The sequence below is a fragment of the Staphylococcus sp. GDX8P114P-2 genome, assembly GCF_017892945.1.
Classification (GTDB): Bacteria; Bacillota; Bacilli; order Staphylococcales; family Staphylococcaceae; genus Staphylococcus; species Staphylococcus arlettae.
The window spans coordinates 42,349-64,859 of the sequence record NZ_JAESMB010000014.1 but is presented as its reverse complement, the minus strand read 5'-3'; the positions used below and the strand labels follow the sequence as shown (position 1 = coordinate 64,859).

The 22,511-nt window shown below is 35.1% G+C and carries 19 protein-coding genes and 1 riboswitch; of the genes, 4 read left to right on the top strand and 15 right to left on the bottom strand.

The genetic code is table 11. From position 1 onward, the window contains the following. Positions 1-56: 56 nt before the first annotated feature. Entirely contained in the window at positions 57-3,053 is a 2,997-nt protein-coding gene (locus tag KA845_RS07625) for a glycoside hydrolase family 2 TIM barrel-domain containing protein (protein ID WP_167867771.1), read from the bottom strand. After that, positions 3,050-4,462, bottom strand: coding sequence for a melibiose:sodium transporter MelB (melB, locus tag KA845_RS07620; protein ID WP_021459466.1), 1,413 nt, complete (start codon positions 4,460-4,462; stop codon positions 3,050-3,052). Before melB ends, KA845_RS07625 begins: the two co-directional genes overlap by 4 nt. Before the next feature lie 180 nt (positions 4,463-4,642). On the opposite strand from melB, the gene KA845_RS07615 reads away from it, so the two are divergent. After that, on the top strand, positions 4,643-5,467 hold the full coding sequence (locus tag KA845_RS07615) for an AraC family transcriptional regulator (protein ID WP_210127916.1): 825 nt from the start codon (positions 4,643-4,645) through the stop codon (positions 5,465-5,467). Between the two features lie 320 nt (positions 5,468-5,787). Here KA845_RS07615 and KA845_RS07610 read toward each other — a convergent pair whose 3' ends face one another. Further along, positions 5,788-6,744: a mechanosensitive ion channel gene (locus KA845_RS07610; RefSeq protein WP_021459468.1), complete on the bottom strand. Its 957-nt coding sequence runs from the start codon at positions 6,742-6,744 to the stop codon at positions 5,788-5,790. Between the two features lie 285 nt (positions 6,745-7,029). Between KA845_RS07610 and KA845_RS07605 the strand changes: the two genes are divergently transcribed. Then, complete coding sequence (locus KA845_RS07605; RefSeq protein ID WP_103388261.1) at positions 7,030-7,698, top strand: RluA family pseudouridine synthase; 669 nt, start codon at positions 7,030-7,032, stop codon at positions 7,696-7,698. Positions 7,699-7,866: 168 nt separating this feature from the next. Here the strand turns inward: KA845_RS07605 and KA845_RS07600 are convergent, their stop codons facing one another. The 3 genes from KA845_RS07600 to KA845_RS07590 form a co-directional block, all read right to left on the bottom strand. After that, positions 7,867-8,622 carry a sulfite exporter TauE/SafE family protein gene (locus KA845_RS07600; protein ID WP_002510695.1) on the bottom strand — a complete coding sequence of 252 codons (756 nt, stop codon included), beginning with the start codon at positions 8,620-8,622 and terminating at the stop codon, positions 7,867-7,869. Positions 8,623-8,996: 374 nt separating this feature from the next. Further along, on the bottom strand, positions 8,997-9,158 hold the full coding sequence (locus KA845_RS07595) for a hypothetical protein (protein WP_021459471.1): 162 nt from the start codon (positions 9,156-9,158) through the stop codon (positions 8,997-8,999). 69 nt (positions 9,159-9,227) lie between these two features. Next, a riboswitch (SAM riboswitch) is annotated at positions 9,228-9,333 on the bottom strand. Positions 9,334-9,416: 83 nt separating this feature from the next. Further along, positions 9,417-10,424 carry a PTS sugar transporter subunit IIC gene (locus KA845_RS07590; RefSeq protein WP_107373712.1) on the bottom strand — a complete coding sequence of 336 codons (1,008 nt, stop codon included), beginning with the start codon at positions 10,422-10,424 and terminating at the stop codon, positions 9,417-9,419. A gap of 238 nt (positions 10,425-10,662) precedes the next feature. Between KA845_RS07590 and KA845_RS07585 the strand changes: the two genes are divergently transcribed. Then, on the top strand, positions 10,663-11,052 hold the full coding sequence (locus KA845_RS07585; protein ID WP_002510697.1) for a YbaN family protein: 390 nt from the start codon (positions 10,663-10,665) through the stop codon (positions 11,050-11,052). Positions 11,053-11,087: 35 nt separating this feature from the next. On the opposite strand, the gene KA845_RS07580 is transcribed toward KA845_RS07585, so the two are convergent. Further along, the gene (locus KA845_RS07580; protein WP_002510698.1) at positions 11,088-11,558 is read right to left on the bottom strand and encodes a peptide-methionine (S)-S-oxide reductase; all 471 of its coding nucleotides are present in this window, start codon (positions 11,556-11,558) and stop codon (positions 11,088-11,090) included. 268 nt (positions 11,559-11,826) lie between these two features. Here KA845_RS07580 and KA845_RS07575 point away from each other — a divergent pair, with 268 nt between their 5' ends. After that, complete coding sequence (locus KA845_RS07575; protein WP_210127914.1) at positions 11,827-13,044, top strand: pyridoxal-phosphate-dependent aminotransferase family protein; 1,218 nt, start codon at positions 11,827-11,829, stop codon at positions 13,042-13,044. Positions 13,045-13,383: 339 nt separating this feature from the next. Here the strand turns inward: KA845_RS07575 and KA845_RS07570 are convergent, their stop codons facing one another. The 8 genes from KA845_RS07570 to allE form a co-directional block, all read right to left on the bottom strand. After that, on the bottom strand, positions 13,384-14,595 hold the full coding sequence (locus KA845_RS07570) for a CynX/NimT family MFS transporter (protein WP_002510700.1): 1,212 nt from the start codon (positions 14,593-14,595) through the stop codon (positions 13,384-13,386). Between the two features lie 113 nt (positions 14,596-14,708). Continuing rightward, complete coding sequence (gene arcC / locus KA845_RS07565) at positions 14,709-15,659, bottom strand: carbamate kinase (RefSeq protein WP_021459473.1); 951 nt, start codon at positions 15,657-15,659, stop codon at positions 14,709-14,711. Continuing rightward, a complete protein-coding gene (locus KA845_RS13125; RefSeq protein ID WP_021459474.1) occupies positions 15,652-16,443 on the bottom strand; it encodes an oxamate carbamoyltransferase subunit AllH family protein in 792 nt (263 codons plus the stop codon). Before KA845_RS13125 ends, arcC begins: the two co-directional genes overlap by 8 nt. Further along, the gene (locus tag KA845_RS07555) at positions 16,440-17,705 is read right to left on the bottom strand and encodes a YlbE family protein (RefSeq protein WP_210127912.1); all 1,266 of its coding nucleotides are present in this window, start codon (positions 17,703-17,705) and stop codon (positions 16,440-16,442) included. Before KA845_RS07555 ends, KA845_RS13125 begins: the two co-directional genes overlap by 4 nt. Position 17,706: 1 nt before the next feature. Then, complete coding sequence (gene fdrA / locus KA845_RS07550) at positions 17,707-19,467, bottom strand: acyl-CoA synthetase FdrA (RefSeq protein ID WP_002510704.1); 1,761 nt, start codon at positions 19,465-19,467, stop codon at positions 17,707-17,709. Positions 19,468-19,482: 15 nt separating this feature from the next. Further along, complete coding sequence (allD, locus tag KA845_RS07545; RefSeq protein ID WP_103388265.1) at positions 19,483-20,532, bottom strand: ureidoglycolate dehydrogenase; 1,050 nt, start codon at positions 20,530-20,532, stop codon at positions 19,483-19,485. A gap of 115 nt (positions 20,533-20,647) precedes the next feature. Continuing rightward, the gene (allD, locus tag KA845_RS07540) at positions 20,648-21,679 is read right to left on the bottom strand and encodes an ureidoglycolate dehydrogenase (RefSeq protein WP_210127911.1); all 1,032 of its coding nucleotides are present in this window, start codon (positions 21,677-21,679) and stop codon (positions 20,648-20,650) included. A 15-nt stretch (positions 21,680-21,694) separates the two neighbouring features. Beyond that, positions 21,695-22,483 carry a (S)-ureidoglycine aminohydrolase gene (allE, locus tag KA845_RS07535; protein ID WP_002510707.1) on the bottom strand — a complete coding sequence of 263 codons (789 nt, stop codon included), beginning with the start codon at positions 22,481-22,483 and terminating at the stop codon, positions 21,695-21,697. Positions 22,484-22,511: the final 28 nt, after the last annotated feature.

The following is a 22,511-nucleotide window of genomic DNA, read 5'->3' as shown; positions in this document are numbered from 1 at the left end:
ATAACTTTAAATATGTAAAAAGATTACTGGTGCAAAAGCATCAGTAATCTTTTTCATCAGTATTCATTTAGTTGAAGATTAAATTCAAAGTGTATGTCATTGTCGTTAATACGATAACGTTCGGCTAGTTCTGGACCACAACTATTAGAGCCAATACCACTTTGATACTTATCTATGTGCACATACGTAATAGGTTCTTGCTCTAATCGGTCATTATGCGTAGCATGTGTCAATTGTGCAACAGCATAATGTGAAGCATTAAAACTCATTGGTTCTGCACTTGTAAAAGTAAAGCCATACTTATGATCAGACACCTGAAGATAAGTCGTATTATTATGACTACTGTTTTCCTGTGGCAAAATGTGTGGTTCAAAGTTGCGAGTAACCGTAGTATCAAAATAAGATAAGTACGTTGCTACCCCTTTATCTTGATAAGCGCCATAAGGTCCATTGCCATAATAGTTCAACGCTTCGAAGGTATCTTGTAATTTAAATACTAAACCAAAGCGTGGTAAAAACGGCATTCTTGGATTTTTGTTAACTTCAAGTTTTACATTTATGCTGCCATTGTTACGAATCGTCCAACTTACTTTACCAGTCATAATACGTGCTTTGGCATTACTCACTACTGCTAGATCAAATACTAATTCTACGTCTTTATTATTGAGATAGTGTGCACTGTAGTGGTTAACGTCTGTCAAAATATCATGGTATCCTGCATCTTCCCATAATTTTCTCACTTGAACATCATTATCTATCGGAGCTCGCCATAAACATAACTCACTTTCACCCACTAGTATATTTCTGTGGCCTTTTACAGCCTGTGTTAGCATACCTGTATTTTTATTAAAACTATACACTTTATCCTCTTGTTTAACTTCCAAGACATCTGCATCATCTACAATAATATAAGGTTGACTTGATGTATCTTGGGCAACATTCAGTACATCTTGTCTGTGATATATCACTTGGTCGTGCCCTAATTTAGTTTGCGTATCTAATAATAAAGTATCATTGCTTAAATAATAATCCAGTCGTATATCACTGATTTGTTCAACATTAGTCAATTCCGTTACATCAACTGAATATAATGTATGTGGTGCGAAATCTTTAATATCAAGCTCAATCACTTCTTGGGTATTATCTAAAAACGTAATAACACATGCTACGTCAATATAATCAGCTACATTTATAAAATCTAATTGATTTCTTAACTGTAGTTCATAGCCATCATTCGAGATAAGTTTTATAGGGCGATTGACATGTTGAAATTCATAATAACTTTCATGCACTTCTCTATTTGGGAATACAATACCATCTACACAAAAGTTGCCATCATGTAAAGTTTCTCCAAAGTCGCCACCGTATCTAAAAATTGCTTGACCATCCTTCATACCGACATGTATACCGTGATCACTCCATTCCCAAACAAAACCACCAATAAAACTATCATATTGATCTATTAAGTCATGGTACTCTTGTAAATCTCCGGGTGAATTGCCCATAACATGCGCATATTCACATAACACAAAAGGTTTATCTAACTGGTCATTCGTCAAATACCTATTTTCGATTTCACTAGGAGACGCATACATTCTACTAATCATATCGATATTTGATAAATCATTGTCCCTATTATCCTCTTGGTATAATGCACCTTCATAATGAATTGGACGTGTGCTATCTAATGCTTTGACTTCACTCGCAGCTTTTTCAATATTAATGCCGAATCCAGATTCATTTCCGAGTGACCAAGAAATGATACAACTATAATTTTGTAATGGTATTACAGAGGCTACCACGCGCTCAATAATTGGCTTTTCATATGCTTCATCATTTGCAATTAAATTATAATCATCATTATTTTCATCACCGTATAATCTTACAACACCATGAGTTTCTAAATCCGCTTCACTCATAACGTAAAAGCCATAATAATCCGCCAGTTCATAAAATAGCGGTGATTTCGGATAATGCGCTGTTCTGATAGCATTGAAATTGGCTGCTTTCATTAACTGCAAATCTTGTATAAATTGTTGTTTATCCATCACATATCCCGTCTGAGGATGACTGTCATGATAGTTAGCACCACGTAATTTTATTGACTGATGATTGACATAGAGTTGATTATTTTTAATTTCAACCTCACGGATACCAACCTTTTGAACAATTATTTCCTCAGGCGTTGTAATTCTTAGTTCATACAAATAAGGTTGTTCTGCCGACCATAGTAAAGGTTGTGTGACATTAAAACTTGTTGACGCATTAACTTCTGTTTCGGATAATAATTCTCCGTTAGGATGATATAACGCTACGTTAGCTTGTGATAACCCTTGATATGTTAGCTGTCCAATATTTATATATGCATTGGCAAGTGACGCGTCTACTGCTGTTTCTATTTTAAAATCAATGACACGTTGTGTTGCTCTTTCTAAAATATATACATCTCTAAAAATCCCCGAATGTCTAAACATATCTTGGTTTTCAAAATAAGTGCCATCTGACCACTTGAGTACGAGTACTTGTATTTTATTATCTTTTTCCACTAAGGCATCCGAAATATCAAATTCAGAAATGGCGTGGGATATCTGACTATAGCCAATAAATTGCTCATTAATCCATAAATAAAATGCGTTATCCACACCTTCAAAATTTAAATGATACTTTTTATCAGCATTATAATTTGCTATAGTAAAATGCTTAGAATAGAAACCACATGGGTTCTTTTTCGGTACTTTCGGTGGATTGAATGGTATAGGATATTGTGTATTTAAGTATTGTAGCGTATCGTAGCCATGTAAATTCCACACAGATGGTACAGGAATGACATTGGTATGCTGCAATTGATGCTTAGCTGCAGCTTCAAATGTTTGTAATGAATCAAAGAATTCAAAATTCCAGTCTCCATTTAAGTTAGTAACACTATCTCTTTCTAATCTCTGTGTGTCTTCACTTATATTTTCTGCATGCTTAAACGGTATATAATAAGCTCTTCTCGGCATTAAGTTAACGTTTTGTACTGCCATATTTTCATGATAATGTTCTATAATCATTTTGTACCCTCACCTTCATTGTTATTTAACCTTTGTTGTAATGATCTTTGTCGTTTTAATTGCAATGTGTGTTGAATATCGTATAAAAAATCACCTTTCAACTTGAATGCTTTGTGATATAGGAAGGCACTTATAATAATGAATATTACAGGTGCAATAATAATCATAATTCGAATACCATTCACCGTACCTTCTGTTTGCGCAACATTAGGTGTAAAACCTAAAACTGATAACCCAACACCAACGATTAAAGAAGCTAACGCTTGTGCTGTTTTAGTTAAAAATGTGTTGGTAGAGCTAATAACACTCTCATTGCGTTGCCCAAATTTCACTTCACCATAATCAATAACATCAGCTAACGCTACTGTTGAGATACCAATAATAAAACCTGAACCTATTCTCAACATACCGCCACCTATAATAATCCATATTGCTTGTTTCGGATCAAGATATCCAAAGAGTAGAATAATTAATAACCCACTGACAATAAGTCCAATGGCTATACTAAATACCTTACTTCTGTTTAACAAACTGATGGCATATGGTAATAACAATAATCCACCCATTTCAGCTAAAATCATTGCATTGAAAATTGAAAATAAATGTTCAGCATCTACGACATATTTAAAGTAATAAATAATCGTCCCATTAAGTGTCTGTATACATAGATTAAATGTTAATAAGACTCCCATAATTGCTAATAATTCTTTGTTTGTAAATATAATACGCTTCAAATCTTTAAAGCCAACTTTAATACTATTTTGTTTTTCCATTTCTTTATCTTCTGGAACAAAAAAGACTGTTACAGCGATAGTTATAATAAAAGTAATACTACATAAAATAGCAAACACAAATATACCAACGGAGTCACTACCATTTCCTAGACCGTCTCCTAATTTATGAATAAACATTAAGCCAAAAGTTCCAACTACAAATGCTGCAAGACTAGCAAAAAATCTAGGAATGACTGAAACCACTTCACGCTCTCTAGGGTTATTTGTTAGATTGGGTAACCATGACCAATATGGGATATCCATCATTGTATAGCTCATCCCCCAAGCAATGTAGATTACAGATATGTAAATATGCATTGCGAGCGTTGGCAAATCAAAGTTAGTGAATAATAAAATAGTAATTATCGCATTGATAAATGTGCCTATGGCTAACCATGTTTTAAATTTCCCAAATTCATTTTTCGTATTATCTACGATGATGCCCATAACCGGATCATTTAGTGCATCCCAGATTCGAGCAACAAATAACAACACCCCTATAAAAGCTGGCGATAATCCTAATATATCTGTGCTGTAGAACATAAAATAAATACTTACTATATTAAATATTGCATCTTTGCCGACAGCACCAAAACCAAATGAAAATTTTTGAAAACCTGTTAATTGTCTTTCCATTTGTGGTAGACCTCCTTCTAAATTAAGCGCTTTCATTGTATGTATTAATACAATATCAATCTTAATAAAAGCAGAAAATAGACAAATGATGCTATTATATGGATAAATGTTTCCAAACTTAGTAGAAAATGTATTTTAAAAAACATATTGTCAAAATTATTAAGATGTTGGAGGTTACAAATGCAAATTTTATGGAAAAAGTTCAAAAAGATACATATTGATGCGAATGTTAGTGAATGCGGTATTGAAGAAGGTGTTCCAAATACTAAATATCAATATCAAGTACATCAAGATGCTGTGGTGCATATTATTACAGAAGGTAGTGGTTATTTTTCATGTGGCAGTAAAACATATGAATTGCATAAAGGAGATTTATTTTTACTCTTAAACGGCGAAGAGGTATCATACTATCCTTCATACAAAAATCCTTGGACGTACTATTGGGTTGGCATGAGTGGTAAACAAATATTAGATTACTTAAATCGTAGTTTATTATTTGATCAAAAAGTCATTACTAACTCTGATACGCAAGCAGTAGAGGCTATTATACGTAAATCTTGTGAGCTCTCAAGTAGCATCGAAAGCAATAATTCGAATGATATTTTATTATTACAATATTTATATAAGCTCGTATATCAATTACAAGCACAGTTCCCTAAAAGCTATACAACTTCAGTAAATATTATTAATCAAGATATGCAAAAAGCGATTCAATATATAAATAATAACTATTATAAAAACATTCAAATTACTGATGTAGCACAGTACGCCAATCTCACTCGCAGTTACCTATATAAATTATTTAAAAAAAGCTTTGATGTTTCACCCAAATCATATTTAACATATATTCGAATGTATCATGCAAGCGAACTATTAAAACAAACGAACCTACCAATTAAACAAATTGCAGAAAATGTAGGTTACCAAGACCCCTTACTTTTTTCTAAAAACTTCAAACAACACTTTGAAATGACTGCTACAAATTATAGAAATTATAACGGTTAAAATATCAAAAAGTGAATGTTCAGTTACTCAATAAGAGAGATATTATGCATTTTGAAGCACCAGACATATATTATAGTCTATAGCCTCTTGGTTTATTGTCCGTAAACAGACCTTAAATATTAGTTATCCTAAGCACTTTTCTATATATTGGCAGGGCTTTGTGCCAACTCCTGCGGGACAAGCACAAGCCGAAGACTATAAGTTGAGGCGGTACCCGCTGAAAGCGTGGACAAAAAAACTGCCAACAAAGTCAGTAACCTTGTCGACAGTTTGAAGCTACCATCCACAACTAAATTAGGATGGTAGCTCATAATCTTTATTTATTTGTTTGAATCATGCTGGTCATTTTTACTTTCAATTTTCTCTGAGAATTTATTTAATTGTTTCTCAGCAAATGATTTACCACCGATACCAAATGCAATCGCAAATGCTACCGAAACTGCACCCAAGATTAATAAGAATGCTACATTTACTATACTTTGCGCAAAGTTTAACTGGTCTAATGTCATAAAGACAGATACGATAATCACTAAATATTTAACAATTTCAGCTAACATCGCATTGCCTGTAGACTTGTTAATAAGTTTAGCTAATAAATTACCACCAATAAATCCTAATGCTAAAATAATTGCCCCGGAAATAACTAAAGGTAAGTAACCTATAATAGCTTCACCAATTTGGTTTAGCACTGATAAATTAACCGTGTTCAATGCTTGAACCGTAAAGAATATGCCGATTAGTGTTGTAATAACCCAACCTACTGCTACTGGAATATCAATACTTTCTTTATTATCGCCAAAATTAACATATTTGTTAAAGCGACTAACATTGAATCCGCTAAGTATATTTTTCACTAAAGTGCCCAACACTTTGGCAATAAAAATACCTAATACTAAAATAATTACAGCAACGATAATTTTAGGTGCAAATTCAAAAATACTAGTCATCATACCCTTGATTGGGTTTGATACAGACTTCATATTTAATTGATCAAATACAGATGGTAAAAAGAGTAAAAATACTAAGAAATATGCTAATTTACCAAATGTTTGAATAATCCCTTCGGACTCAGATTTACCACTATCGGCATCTACCAGTCCTTTCTTTTGTAACCAAGCTTCAAAACCTAAGGCACCTAAAGCTTTAACAATTACTTTCTTCACAATTACTGCAATAATCCATGCAATAAGTAATAAGATAATGGCACCTATCAGGTTTGGTAAAAATGCTATGATGCTATCTAAAGCACCCATTAAAGAATCTATTATTTTACTCATGAGAATTACCTCCTTTTTAAGACAAGATACCCTAGCAAGAAATAATTAATCATACAATTATAAAGTTTTTTACCCTTATTTCATTAATTATATAAAAATAATGGATTATGTTTATATTTTCAAACTTATATTGTTTATTTATATAAATGGATATTGAAGTTTAATAACTTGTTTGCTATTATCATATATTAATGCAATTTTTAAATAAAACCTACTTTGTTTTTATAAAAAAAATAAAATAAAACAGTATTTTTATATCGTGCGTATGTCACAAGGAGGTATAACATGGATATTGATGTGCTTTATGAGGACAATCATTTATTAATGGTAGAAAAACCAATCAATGTGCCTGTACAAGCTGATAATTCGAGAGATGAAGACTTATTAACTATATTAAAAAAGTACATTAAAAATAAATATAATAAACCAGGCGCCGTATATCTTGGATTAGTCCATCGTTTAGACCGCCCAGTAGGTGGCGCTATGGTATTCGCTAAGACCTCAAAAGCCGCTTCAAGATTAGCAAATGAACTAAGAAAACAAAAAATTTACAGAACTTATTTAGCGATTATACACGGTCAACCATTACAACAAACTGGCAAATTAACGGATTACTTATGGAAAGATCGTACTAAAAACATCGTCTATGTAAGTACACCGAAAAATAAACAGGCGAAACAGGCAATACTCGATTATCAATTGTTACGCACAGTCAACAATAAAAGCCTAGTAAAAGTAAAATTACATACGGGTCGATCCCACCAAATAAGAGTACAATTTGCGAACCAAGGGTTACCTTTATACGGTGACCAAAAGTATGGTCAACACGTCAATAAACACGGTCAACAAATTGCGTTATGGGCATCCGAACTTAGTGTTAAACACCCTACCAAAGATGAAATTATCACAGTAAACTCACGACCTTCCGGAAGATTGTGGGAACAGTTATTATAAAAGCGTATGTACAACAGTAAATGTTTGTACATACGCTTTTCAGATTGTAGACAGCCGTTAGCCTTCGTCAAGAGTATAACGGCAAGTCAATAACCGTATTTGTGGTGTGCTTTAGCCGTTTCTCAACTGTACTTGACTGTTAGAGATACGCTTCAAAGAACTTTTGACCTATAAATTCATTAAAATTTGGATAATCGCAATAACTATAAATACAATAATTATTAAACTTTGGATCTTACTTGGTGTTTTTTGGCCGACTTTCATACCAACTTGAGCGAAAATTATACTTCCGATAATTAAACCAAGTGCTTCCTCAAAAGGGATAAATCCTTGAAATAATTTAACCCCAAAGGCTCCGATTGAAGAAATAAAGGCAATAACTATACTATTAGCAACAACTTGTTTCATTGGCAGTTTAAAAATAACAAGTAATACTGGAATAATAATAAATGCGCCACCTGCACCAACAATACCTGAAATAAGTCCGATTACTCCACCTAAAAACATTAATAGTAATTGGTTATAAGACTTATGATATCGATTATGTTTAGGTTCTATAAACATTAAACATAACGCTAGCAAAGCTATAATAATGTAAACGATATTCACAAAATTTTCGTTTAATAAATTGGCACAAATCGCTCCAACGGTACTTCCAATAATCATACCCACACCCATCTGTAACACTAAAGAAGGTGTGAAATCGGGTCGTGTCGCTGCTTTAATACTGCCACTAAGTGTGCTAAAAAACACTTGGACAGCTGTTAAACCTGATGCTACATAAGCACTGTATTCAGGTAAGCCTAATAATGGTGGAATAAATAACAAAATAGGATAAATAATAATAGCGCCACCTATGCCCACTAAACCAGAAATAAATCCACCAAACGCACCTATAAACAACATCACAAGTATAATGGTCATTTATTGTTCACCAAAGATTGAATTGAGCTTTCCGATATACGTAAATGGGTCACAGTAATTTTATTATTTAATTGTTGATCACACTTCATTACTGTTCTCCTTTCTATATTGTTTCTAACATTACTTTAATTATATTAAATTGCCGGCACTTCATCAAATGCACACAGATTATTTTCAAATACTTTCGTGACACACAATAAAAGGGAGTGGGACAGAAATCTGATTTTGAAAAAATTGATTTCGTCGTCCCACCCCGGCAAGGATGACTAGCGTTGAAAAAAGCTTGGTTTGAAGCGCATTTTCAATGCAGTCAGCTACTGCCAATATGACAAGAGACTAGGACGAATCAATCTTGTCCCAGCCTCTTTTCTTTATTAGCTTTCATCATTCATATTGAATTTAGCATAAATATGTGCACTAATTTTATTTTCGCATTGTCTAATTTTATTAACTCGTAAAATACTGCTTGCTGTATTCACCGGTTTATAAGACTTCCAGTAATTTAATTGCTGAAATAGCTCGTTCAATGTAGACATGTTATTACCACCTAATTATAAATTAATAAAAATAGCTCTTCTATTAATAAGAAGAGCTTTCCACACATCTTCTTATCATTCAGGTTACTACCTGTTGGATTTGGCACATCGCATCAAATAATGCTGTTGCCGGAGTATCATAGGGCCAATTCCCTTCACTCACTCTCAATAAGACGAACTATATTTATTTATATTTAGCTTACATGAAATTTTATCTTTATGTAAGTTATTTGCTTGTATAACGCATTTTTCTATGCTTTACTCTACAGTTTGTAATCGGTGGTCTCCGTCTTTTATCCAATTTCGGCGCACACAAATAGAATAAATTGTATAGCTCACGATGATTGGTAAAACAATGTGAAATGCTAGAATTAATACCCATGTATTTAGTGAAGAACCCATCGTATGTATCGTCATAATTTGTCCTATTAAACCACTTGTCCCCATACCTGCACCTGCTGCATTATTTGTCATTGGAAACCATAAGGTCATGAGTGGAGCCACGATAGCACTCGCTAATGTTGGTGGTAATAAAATCATTGGATTTTTAATAATATTTGGTACTTGTAGCATACTCGTACCTATGCCAACAGAGATAAGTCCACTCCAGCGATTATCTTTAAATCCATTAACAGCAAAACCTACCATTTGTGCAGAACAACCAATCGTCGCTGCGCCCGCTGCCAATCCGCTCAAATCAAGCATTAATGCTAAAGCCGCACTAGAAATTGGAGCAGTTAACGTCAAACCAAATATTACAGCTACAATAATTCCCATCACTAAAGGTTGCTGACCTGTAGCAATATTTATAACTTTGCCTAATGATGTCATAAATTCATTTAAAGCTGATCCTAAAAATTTAGCTACCGCTCCTCCTATAATGAGTGTTAATAATGGAGTAATGATAATGTCAATTTTTGTTTTACTAGCATAAAAACGACTTATTTCTACTACTACCAACGTAGCAATATACGCTCCTACTGGGCCACCGCCAAATGTATCATATCCTAATGTACCTACGATGACACAAGAAAATATTACTAGTGGCTTAGATTTCAATCCATATGCGATGGCTGCACCAATAGCGCCCCCCGTCATACTCATTGCTACATCACCAATTTGTGCTAAAAAGCTCAAATCTACTTGTGGCCATACTGTCTGCTTACCAATTGTATTTAATAGTAAGCCAATGATGAGTGAGCCGAACAACCCGAGTGTCATATAGCTCAATGCTTCAATAAACCATCTATTTAAATATGCTTTCATTTATAATCCCTCTTTATTTATCTTAGACTGTATCTACGATTATAGCCCAAATCATCAATCAAAAGTGTGTTTTTAATGAAACGTAATTAAATCATAATATGTATAACTTTCGTAGGAAGTGACCTCTAATATTTCAACGAATTTTTGACAGAAACGTGGAAACATTGACATGTTGCTAACTCTTCAATAAACTTAAATAAGTGAGAATCACTATCATTAAAATTAGGGGTAAAATATTATGAAGTTGTTAAAACCACTATTATTAGTCCTTGGTATTTTGTGCACAATTTTAGGCTTTTTAGGTTCTATATTACCCTTATTACCTACCACTCCGTTTATTTTATTGGCTGTACTATGCTTTGCCAAAAGTTCAGATAAATTCCATAATTGGCTCGTAGCTACAAAAGTTTATAAAAATTATATACAGAGCTTCAAAGAGAATAAAGGTTATACGATGAAACAAAAATTGAAAATGCTCATAAGTGTCTATATTGTTGTTGGATTTTCTATTTTTGTCATAGACATTACACCGATTCGTGTCGGTTTAGCATTTATGTTACTGTGCCAAACGGTAGTCTTATTTGCATTTATTAAAACACTCCCTAAAGAGTATAATACTGATGACTAAACACAACAGTGTGCTTATTATGACCACCGTTGTGTTTATTTATATTTCAACATTAATGTCTGAGGTATATGACAATAATCATTAGGATATTTGGCCAAATGATGTTGATGTATTTCAGCACTTTTTACATAATTACTGAGTAATTGTACTTCCACTGCAATCTCCGCATAATCTGCTCTATTAGTGAGCCACTCAGTAGCACTTTGTAAATGGGTACTATCTTCACTATAGATACCTGTACGATATTTTTCACCTATATCATCACCTTGTTGGTTTACACTATAAGGATCGATAATTTCAAATAATTGTGAAAGTAAAGTTTCGACTGATGTTTTTGTCGGATCAAATGTTGTTTTTACACATTCGACGTAGCCATCATACGGGCTGTCTAACGTTTGTGTAGTGCCATTTGCGCGGCCCGCTTCCGTCTCAACGACTCCTGGTAATGTTTGTACAAAAGCTTGTACACCCCATAAACAACCACCCGCTAAATAAACAACTTCCAAATTGCCGTCCTCCTCTTAAGTTACTATGGTATATCTCCAAACGTTAAATGTTTGTTGTAAACTGTACTCAACTATTTCAACTTATTGTAAACTGAAATACATGAAAATCAAAATTATAGATGCTAGAGTAATAATTGTTGATAATGACGAATTTTTGTAATATTCGCACAAATTAGCATAAAAATTTCATCACATTAAACGAATAAAACTCCAAAACTATTCGTTATAATATATGATGACACAATTTAAAGAAAATGAGGTTTTAAACATGGATGATTTAAAAATCAACAAGAGATTAATTATGACTCCTGGACCTGTAAGCGTTGACCCAAGAGTGTCTCAAGCAATGTCTAATTCTATATTAGGACAATTTGATTATGAATTCGTAGAAATTATGAATGAAACGATGGAGCTCATCCGTCAGTCATTTTTAACAACAAATCAATGGTCATTTCCAATTGATGGCACGAGTCGTTCAGGCTTAGAAGCTGTTATTTCAAGCATCGTGAAACCAGGCGATGAAGTACTTGTTCCAATCATCGGCCGTTTTGGCTATTTGTTTACAGAGTTAGTTACCCGTGCTGGCGGTATTGTACATAATATTCACAAGCCAATGGGTGAAGTATTCGCTCAAGAAGAGATTATTGCAGCGCTTGATAAGTATCAACCGAGTGTGTTGGCAATCGTTCACGGCGAAACATCTACAGGTCGCTTACAGCCAATCGACAAAATTGGTCAAGCGTGTAAAGAACGTGGAATCTTCTCTGTCGTTGATGCTGTAGCTACCTATCAAGGTGCAGTCATTCCTGTTGATAAATGGCAGCTTGATGCTGTAGTTGGTGGTGCTCAAAAATGTTTATCTATACCTTCAGGCATCACACCTATCACTTTTAATGAACGTTTTAGTGAAGAAATTAATAAGCGTAAACGTGTTGAATTAGGTATTCGCTCTGGTGGAACTACCGAACAAGATCATTTTATACGTAGCAACTACTTAGATTTAACACAATTACAAGACTATTGGAGCCCTAAACGTTTAAATCATCACACAGAAGCTACCACAGCTATTTATGGTTTGAATGTTGGATTAAAATTAGCATTAAAAGAAGGTGTTAAAGCACGTGCACAACGTCATGAATACCACCACCGTGGCTTAAAAGCTGCTTTAGAAGCATTAGGCTTAGAAATATTTGGTGATAGTGACAATGAAATGAAAATGGTTATTTGTGTCAACATCCCAGAAGGCATTGATGATGCTGCTTTTAGAGATGGTTTGTTGCGTAATTATGGTATCGAAATCGCAGGTTCATTTGGTGACTTATCTGGTAAGATTTGGCGTATCGGCCTAATGGGTTATGCCGTAAACAAACAAAATATTTTAACATTCCTTTCTGTATTTTCACTGTATTTGAGTCAACAAGGGGTTACAGGAATTGACCCAACTAAAGCGATGGATACTTTAATAAACTACTACGACAATCATTAATTATTTAAACACACACTACATCAATAAAAGCTCAACTATAACTAATATCGTTGCCCTCAGAACGTAGACACCCCTTCGTATTAATTTGCGAAGGGGTTGTTTATTTTCTATATATAATTTTTTGTTAGTAAGCGACCTTAAATATTAGTTCACCTTTCTATAGATTAGCAGTAATTTATGCCAACTCCTGCGGGAATAGCACTAGCCGAAGACTACAGGTTGAGTCAGTGCCCTCGGAAAGCGTGCATAAAAAAACTGCCCACAAAGTCAGAGACTTTGTCGACAGTCTGAGCTCAACCATAACTAAATGTATGGTTGAGTTTTTTTCATTTCAACTCATTAATTATCTTCAACTACTCTATTTTTTGAGGCAGGGTAACCAAAGATAAAGAAACACAATGCCATTATTAATAAAGCGATAATGCCTGAATTCCAACCACCAGTAACGTCATGTAAATAACCTATAAAGAAAGGACCAATTGCCGCAATTAAATAACCGACAGACTGTCCAAATCCTGATAAGGCAATACTGCCATCACCTGTACGTGCTCTAATAGAGAAGAACGTCATACATAAACTGAAACAAGCACCCATTGCAAGACCTGCAATAATTATACCTATAACTAATAATACGAGCGACTGCGTAAAGAATAAGCTAAAGCCTATTAAGAATAACAACGTAATAATGACAACTAAAATACGTTGATCCTTTAACTTAGAGGCAATGATTGGGAACGTAAACGTCATAGGCACTTGTGAAAATTGATTGAGCATAAACAAGTAACCTGCTGTAGATGGATCAAGACCTCTATCAATTAAAATAGATGGTACCCACGCCACTACCGTATAAAAAACCATAGATTGAAAACCCATCGTTAAAGCAACCATCCACGCCAACTTAGAACGTGCAATATTGACTTTATGCGGTTTGCTTGTAGTAGTATGGTCTACAGTTGTGCGTTCCAACTTAGCACCATTTTTTGCTTTAGGTATCCATAAAATAATCGCAATAATCGCTAAGATTATCCAAAATGATAAAGATAATCTAAAGCCTAAAGGAGACATGTCTGATAATGGAACACTTAAACCACCACCTAATCCGGCAGTGAAATTCATCGTGCCACTATAAATACCTGTAGCTACTCCAATTTGTAATGGAAAATACCACTTCACATAGCTCGGTAATACTACATTACCAAAAGCAATAGCAATCCCTAATAATATTGTGCCAATAATAAAGATATTAATATCGCCTGCAACACGTAATATTAAGGCAATGATTAATAAAATCGTAGAGAACAATATTGTGCGAGACATCGTTAAACGTGCAGTTACTTTCGAAACCAGTGGTGATACAATAGCAAAAATAAGCAACGGGATGGTGGTTAAGACGCCAGCAACACTGTTATTGATGTCCAACACATGTTTTATTTCTCCAACAACTGGACCAACAGAAGTCAAAGGTGCACGCAATGTGGACGCAATAAAGATAATTGCTAAAATCACACCCCAATTTTCTTTTATTCTATGTACTTTATAGGGTTCACTCATCTTATACCACCTTTCTATAAAATATTACATTATTTTTTAACACTGCTAATAAAAGGCAACGAACCGAACAAACAAAAATGTTGATCGATTCGTAAGCTGCCTATATAAATAACTTAAACTGTTGCTTTTTCTAAGACAATACGTGTACCTGCTTTACCTTCTAAAGCTTCAATAGCTTCGTCTAGTGAGCAAATGATTGCCTCTTTACCCATTTCAGCAAATTGAATCGCTGCTTCAATTTTTGGTAGCATACTACCTGCTGGGAATTGATCTTCACTTACGTATTGTTTCGCTTCAGTAACTGAAATAGTTTCTAATTTTTGTTCATTTTCTTTTCCGAAATTAATGTATACATTCGAAACATCCGTTAACATCATAAATGTATCAGCTTCGACTTGTTCAGCTAATTTCAAGCCAGAACGGTCTTTATCAATTACAGCTTCTACACCTTGGATGGTACCATTGTCATCGCGATAGACTGGAATTCCTCCACCGCCAGATGAAATAACAATTGCTTGGTCAATAAGGTTTTTAATTTGTCTTACGCCATGAATAACAAGTGGTTCTGGTGAAGGTACTACACGACGATAACCTCTACCAGCATCTTCTACCATGACAAAGCCTTTCTCATTTTCCAAACGTTTCGCTTCAATTTCATCGAAAAATACACCAATCGGTTTCGTTGGATTATCAAAAGCAGAATCATTTTTATCTACTTCTACCATTGTTAACAATGTTACTACATCGCTATCCATATCTAAATCATTTAAATGATTTTTTAGAGCTTCTTCCATCATGTAACCAATAAATCCTTGTGATTCTGCGTTACATGCATTGATCGGCAATGGATTTACAATATCTTTAGCTGCTTCATTTTGGGCAATAATATTACCTACTTGTGGTCCATTACCATGAGTGATCACTACATTGTGACCAATTTTTTTCATTTCTGCCATTTTACGTGTAGCAGAGAACACATTATTATATTGATTTTCGTATGAAGCTTCTTGTTTTGGTTGTAAAATTGCGTTACCACCTAAAGCAAGTACGACTCGCTTATCCATACGTTTCACTCCTTAAAGTTAATGATATATAAATGCCATACAAAGTGTCTTTACCAGAAGATGAACCAACTTCAAGCAGTTGGTTCAAACGGACGATAAATGGCTCATCTTGTAAAATTTTGACTTTCGAACTAAATAATCCATTGAGTGCACAGTGTAGAAATGTTTCCGAAACGCGTGTCGTTAGTGTTTCATCCAATAATTGCCTTAACGTTTCTAAATGAAGCGTTTCTATATACGGTTGGATGGAATGAATGAATAAAATGCCTGTTAAAATATCATCACCAGTAGGAGTTAGCCCTTGGCCTCTTCCAATAACATAGCGTAACATTTGTTCAACAGTCATTTTATCTGTTGTTGTTAAGGCGTTAATGAATCGACGCATCGTTGCAAAATCAAAATCCGAATCTTCATACTCCGAAAAATCGAAAGTAGTTATATTTTCTGTGAGGTCTTCTAAATATTGATTGTGGGGTGGGTGTTCACTTAATATCGTTTCGAGACGCCAAAAGAGTTGGTAGGCTGAATTGAATTCTAGCGTACTATAGCCTACCTTAATCTCTTGTCCTACAACAATTTGGGCGAGGAGTTCATTTCGCGTTTGGCTATCCACGACAATGCCAAACGGAAATGTTCCATTTTCTGTTGTCCCGATAAATATTAATTGATTGTTTTTAGTAATTATATTAAAACCCTTATTGAAAATACTATGCACTGTCCATGTATTACGTTGTACTAAATAATCATAAGCTACTCGTCCAATTGCTTGTGCGCGTAAAATCACACACTAAGTCCTAACTTTTGTGCATAGGCTGTGATTGCTTTTTCGAAACACTCAATTGGAGGATGTACTGTACCTGCTCCAATTTGACCGTAACCAGCAATTTTATGTGCAATACCTGTATTGATTACAGGAGTTATTCCAGTTTCAACAACTTTGCGTGCATCAATACCTAAACATGCACCTTTAAAGTTCCATGTTGGGATTGAGAAGTTAGGATTTTCACCGATACAAATTTCAGTCATTTCGTTACTAATACTTAATGCATCATCAAATCCACCAGTACCTACAAAGCGTGTTACTGCAGGTGCTGCAATCATAGCCATACCACCGACACCGATTGTTTCAGTAATTGCTGAATCTCCGATATCCGTATTAGCATCATCTGCAGAGTAACCTGTAAAGTATAATCCTTCTGGTGTATTAACAGGTGCAGTAAACCACTCATCACCCATACCTGCAATACGTACACCAAAGTTTTCCCCATTACGACACATAGCTGTTACTACAGTACCGTGTTGGATTTGTCTTGCTGCATCCATCATTGCTTTACCAGTTGCCATTGCAACATTTAAGAAGAATTGATCAGTATCAGCTAAGAATTGAATAACTTCGGTACGTTTTGCTGGTTCAATGTCTTCTAATTCTGAAATGATAGGTGCTAATTCTTTAAGGAACGCTAATGATGCAGCAATATTACGTTGATGGAATTCGTCTCCCATAGCAATTGCTTTGGCAATTAATACGTTAACGTTTAAACCACTTTCCATTTGTGTTAATGCTTTACTCAACACTGGACCTAAGACATCTTTCATCCAATGCAAACGATTAACTACTGTTTCGTTATAAGCACCGAAACGTAGCACAGCACCAATACCTTCATTCATTTGGCAATATGCTTCGTTGCCACTTTCTCTATTCTCTACTACTAGAACAGGCATATTAGCAGATGTAATACCACCCATTGGCCCTACTGCATTTACATGGTGACATGGGATAAAAGTAATATCGCCATTTTCCAATAATTTACGAGCTTCTTGTTCATTGCTTGCCCAGCCTTCAAATAGGATTGCACCTACACATGAGCCTTGCATTGGGTCTGTCATGTTCTCATATTGAATTGGCGGACCAGCATGTAATAGTACATGGTCAGTAAGTTCAGGAATTTTTGATTTTGCTGGTACCACATCTACTAAAAATGGCGCTGCAGCAATCATTTTGTCGATAACAGCCTGATTCGCTTCATCTATAGTTTTGTATCCCATGTTAAACTGTCTCCCCTTCATAGTTATTTAAAAACTGTAGTACTTTCATTAATTTTTCGTCTCCACCGGCAATTGGACGCCAGTTAAATTGCACTACTTCTGCGTCACTAGCTTGAATCGCTTCTGTGAAACTTTGTAATCCAATATTGATAACACTTGGTTTCGTATTAATTAAGTTCATAACTTTTTCATCCACAGTTAAGTCTACTGACTGTGCTTCAAATGAACGTAGTTCACGTTGTGGTTGTGCTACATCTTTACCGATTAAGTGTAATGCAGTACGCACCATTTCATCGTTTGTTGCACAAACAACAGCGCCTGCTTCTTTTAAGATATCAATTTGGTCTTGGTAACCTTGTTTATCATGCTCTGTACCAACAACTGTGGCTAAAATCGCAAGTGATCTTCCTGCTTCTTGAACTTTTGCAAGCACACTCTTGATTGTAGGTGCTAATTGACTAGCCATATCATCATGACTGCCATAACCTATTACATTATCCAACATAATTACTGCAGTTGCAGGATCGTCAGATGAAGTTTCTAACATTTCGATACGCTTAGAAGGATCAATCATAGGGTGTGGCTTACCTTGAGTGTACATGTCATCACCTAAGTCGATAATTTCATGATTACCACCTTTATAAGAATAACCTTCTGGTGTTTCACCTTCAGAAGCGTCTCCTAACGTATCTTTAACTAACATTGCTGCTTCAGATGCTAATGTTCCACCTGAATAGTAGCCTTTAATGCCATCTTGTTGTGCAGATAAAGTTAAAGAAATATTATCTAATACTGATGGTTTAAAGCTTGGTGTTTCATCGTTAGCTAATTGTACAGATACTTGTGCTGCTTCATCTAATGTATATGCGTGATAAATATTTTCTTCAGTATATGTTGGTTTAGCACCTAGGAATAATGTCACTACTGGTTTATCAATATTTCTTAAAACATTTAACACTTTTTCTTCCACTTCTTTAGCTGGTGGCTTAGAAATAACTGTAATAACTTTAACTTTAGGGTCATGATTTAATGCTTTAATACTATCTAGCATCGTAATAGCACCAACCTCAGTAGATAAGTCTCTACCTCCAGTACCTAGAGCGTTTGTAACACCTTTATCCATACGGTCGATAATTGTTGTTACTTCTTGAATACCTGTACCTGAAGCTCCTACAACACCAATATTGCCTTCATTCACAATGTTTGTGAATGCTAAAGGTATACCGTGAATAATACCTGTACCACAGTCTGGACCCATAACTACTAAACCTTTGTCATTCGCTAATTGTTTTAAACGAACTTCATCGTCTTTAGCTACATTGTCACTAAACATAAATACATTTAAATTATTGTTTAAAGCATTTTCCGCTTCCATTGCTGCGTATTGACCAGGTATAGATATCAATGCCAAGTTAGGGTTTTTCGCAACTTCTAAAGCACGTTTCCAGTTAGATACTTCGTCTTGCTTTTGACCACTATCTGCACTTTCTGCTTTACCTTTTAATTCAGCATCTACTTGTTCATTGACCTCATCAACTTTAGCCGCATCTTCAGTATCAACAACGATAATGATGTCGTTTGGTTTAGCTGCAGCCATTTCATCTGTACCTAAACCAGATGATTTGAAAATATCTTTATTTGCTGGTGTTCCCATCATAATAGATACTTGATTGATACCTTCAATTGAAGATAATTTGTTAGATAACAACATTAAAACAATTGAATCTTGGTACGTATTTTCTTTAATTATTGTGTGTAACATATTGTTCCTCCAATATTATTCTGTAAATCTATTTTTTCCATGATAACGATCGTAGTGTACATCCTCAGAAATCAGATAATCATAAATATCATCTACAATTTCGATGCCTTCTTTATCATACTTTTCACTACGTAAACGTCCGCGTTCTCCTGGGTAGAAAATTTCTCCGTAACCTTCTGCCGCTGGTTGTGCTTTAAGTTCATCTAGCATTGTAGTCATTTGTTTTTTGAATTGAGTCAAATCAGTGAAATATGCAGGATTGATTACTATGTGTAACTGACCTAAATCACGACCTTTAGTTAAATCTTTATACATAGAAGAAACGTGAACACCGTGTGGTACACCTAACAAACTACCTGATAAAATGTCTACCATCATCATTAAACCGTAACCTTTAGGACCAGCAACTGGTACTAATGCATGGACATCTCTTGAATCTGTTGTAGGCTCACCGTTTGCATTAACAGCCCATGTATCAGGAATCGCTAAATGTTTCGCACGAGCGTCTAACACTTTGCCCCATGCTTGCACTGTTGTTGCCATATCAAAAGTAACGATACGATCGTCATTTGTCGGTGCACTAAATGCAATTGGGTTAGTACCAAAGTATGGTTCAGTACCTCCAAATGGTACGACCATTGGGTCTGATTGACACATACTTAAACCAACCATATTTTCTGCGGCTGCCATTTCTACAAAATAGCCTAAAGCTCCACTATGTGAGATGTTTTTAACACCAACAACAGCAACACCATTTTCTTTAGCCATTGCAATTGCTTTTTCCATTGCTTGTTTTGCCGCTTGATGACCCGGGCCATTATCGCCTTCAAAAACGGCAGTAGATGGACCTGTTTGTTCAAAGTGGTAATTCGGATGTGCTGTAATACCACCTTTGGCGATACGTTCAGAGTAATATTCAACTCTCACAGCACCGTGTGAATGAATACCGCGATGATCAGCAAAAGTTAAAACATCTGACACATCTGCAGCAGCATCTTCATTTAAACCAGCTTTGACTAGTTTGTTTTTCATTAAATCAAATAATTGTTGTTTTGTTACACGCATATCCATTCCTCCTTAGTTGTACTCAATAAGTGTTGTCAAATGCTAAATCATCAGAAGTGTTATGCATGGTACTAGATGCAATTTATATGTAGTTTCGAGTCTTTACTCTGCACTATTAATAAATATCATCTGACTGTAAATAGTCATATATACTTTGAGCTACTGGAATGCCACTCTCTTTATACTGTGCTTTCACTTCTTCTTGTATTTCACCTGGGTAGTATACTTGGTCAAAACCTTTAGCCGGTTTAATCGCATGTAATTCTTCTACCATTTCTGAAACTTGTTTTAAAAATTGGTCTTTATCACCAAAGAATGCCGGGTTGATAACAATATGGAATTGTCCTAATCTTCTATACTCAGATAAATCTTCATACATAGAAGTTACGTGCTTACCAAATGGTAAACCTAGAAGGCTGCCGGATAGAATATCAATCATCATCATTAATCCATAGCCTTTAGGTCCTGCCACTGGCAATAATGCACCAACTTCAAATGGATCCGTTGTAGGCTCTCCATTTTTGTCTACAGCCCAAGTGTCTGGGATTGATTTATTTTTAGAACGTGCGTCTAAGATTTTGCCCCACGCTTGCACTGTTGTTGCCATATCAAATAAGATAGGTTCACCATTTTCACGAGGTGCGGCAAATGCAATTGGGTTAGTACCAAAATACGGTTCTGTACCACCAAATGGTACGACCATTGGGTCTGATTGACATACAGTTAACGCGACCATACCACGTTTTGCTGCTTGTTCTGCAAAGTAACCAATGGCACCACTGTGGCCAATTTCTTTCACACCTACCATGCCAATACCACTGTCTTCTGCAAGGGTAATTGCTTTTTCCATCGCTTCATATGCTACATAATGACCGACAGTATTATCGCCAAAGTACGTACCTGTTGAAGGACCTGTTTGCTCGAAGTTAAATTGTGGATCAAGGTTCAGCCCTTTTTTAGCAATACATTCAGCATAATATTGCGTGCGGACCGAGCCGTGTGAATGAATACCTCGCTCATCAGCAAAAATCATTAAGTCAGCAGTCTTATCAGCTAAATAATTAGGTAGACCCGCATTGACTAATTTGGTCTTAAATAACTCGCGTAGTTCATTACGTTCGACATATACTAATGCTTCTTCACTCATGCTTAACAACCTTCCTTAAATTTCGATATCTCTATTAGCATCTTTTGAGTAGATATACGCAAATGGTTCATCAAGACCTACAGCATAAGTTGCTTGTGGTGCATAAGCTCCCATAAAGATATAGTCGCCTTTATCTACTGGTTGCCATTCGTTATCTAAATTGTACATGCCACGACCGCTCAATACGTAAGCACCATGTTCTTGTACGTGAGTTTCAATATAGCCATGTGAAGCTCCTGGCTCAAATGTTAAAATATGAATGTTCATATCATATGCCAACTCTTTTGGTAATAAGTCTAAAATACGTACCTCTGCCATACCTTCATATGGTTCTTGTGTCATTTCATTCACGTTACCTGAAACAACTTCTGGTGTATAACCTTCAAGAGGTTGGTAACGTTTTTTGTATAAGAATACACGGCTATCTTCATTTTGGTTATTGTTTTCAAATGTCATTACTTGATGTGCTGGCACATATAAATAGCCACCTGCAGATAATTCGTATTTTGTATCATCTGCATACGCGTTAATATTTCCATATTCAACATAAATAAATGTTTGAACACCATCGCCACCAAATCCTTGAGTGTTACCACCTTGGTTTTTTAATGTAACGATGTAATCTACGAAACGTGCACCTAATCTAGGCGTACCTAAAATTGTTACATCACAGTCTTCAAAACCTGGAACAACATTATTAACTAAGCCATCTGGCGTAATAACAGCATAGTTGTCCTTTTTAATAACTGAACGTGTTTCTAATAATCCTTCTCTATATCCTTGATTATGATTTAAGTAACCCATAAATATAATGCTCCTTTATCTAATTATT

What these genes read in the sequence shown, in the direction of transcription:
- allE (WP_002510707.1), bottom strand. Translation starts at nt 22,483, where the DNA reads ATGGGTTACTTAAATCATAATCAAGGATATAGAGAAGGATTATTAGAA.
- KA845_RS07570 (WP_002510700.1), bottom strand. Translation starts at nt 14,595, where the DNA reads ATGAGTGAACCCTATAAAGTACATAGAATAAAAGAAAATTGGGGTGTG.
- KA845_RS07605 (WP_103388261.1), top strand. Translation starts at nt 7,030, where the DNA reads ATGGATATTGATGTGCTTTATGAGGACAATCATTTATTAATGGTAGAA.
- KA845_RS07600 (WP_002510695.1), bottom strand. Translation starts at nt 8,622, where the DNA reads ATGACCATTATACTTGTGATGTTGTTTATAGGTGCGTTTGGTGGATTT.
- KA845_RS07585 (WP_002510697.1), top strand. Translation starts at nt 10,663, where the DNA reads ATGAAGTTGTTAAAACCACTATTATTAGTCCTTGGTATTTTGTGCACA.
- melB (WP_021459466.1), bottom strand. Translation starts at nt 4,462, where the DNA reads ATGGAAAGACAATTAACAGGTTTTCAAAAATTTTCATTTGGTTTTGGT.
- KA845_RS07590 (WP_107373712.1), bottom strand. Translation starts at nt 10,424, where the DNA reads ATGAAAGCATATTTAAATAGATGGTTTATTGAAGCATTGAGCTATATG.
- KA845_RS07555 (WP_210127912.1), bottom strand. Translation starts at nt 17,705, where the DNA reads ATGGGATACAAAACTATAGATGAAGCGAATCAGGCTGTTATCGACAAA.
- KA845_RS07595 (WP_021459471.1), bottom strand. Translation starts at nt 9,158, where the DNA reads ATGTCTACATTGAACGAGCTATTTCAGCAATTAAATTACTGGAAGTCT.
- KA845_RS07615 (WP_210127916.1), top strand. Translation starts at nt 4,643, where the DNA reads ATGCAAATTTTATGGAAAAAGTTCAAAAAGATACATATTGATGCGAAT.
- fdrA (WP_002510704.1), bottom strand. Translation starts at nt 19,467, where the DNA reads ATGTTACACACAATAATTAAAGAAAATACGTACCAAGATTCAATTGTT.
- allD (WP_103388265.1), bottom strand. Translation starts at nt 20,532, where the DNA reads ATGCGTGTAACAAAACAACAATTATTTGATTTAATGAAAAACAAACTA.
- allD (WP_210127911.1), bottom strand. Translation starts at nt 21,679, where the DNA reads ATGAGTGAAGAAGCATTAGTATATGTCGAACGTAATGAACTACGCGAG.
- KA845_RS07625 (WP_167867771.1), bottom strand. Translation starts at nt 3,053, where the DNA reads ATGATTATAGAACATTATCATGAAAATATGGCAGTACAAAACGTTAAC.
- KA845_RS07610 (WP_021459468.1), bottom strand. Translation starts at nt 6,744, where the DNA reads ATGAGTAAAATAATAGATTCTTTAATGGGTGCTTTAGATAGCATCATA.
- KA845_RS07575 (WP_210127914.1), top strand. Translation starts at nt 11,827, where the DNA reads ATGGATGATTTAAAAATCAACAAGAGATTAATTATGACTCCTGGACCT.
- arcC (WP_021459473.1), bottom strand. Translation starts at nt 15,659, where the DNA reads ATGGATAAGCGAGTCGTACTTGCTTTAGGTGGTAACGCAATTTTACAA.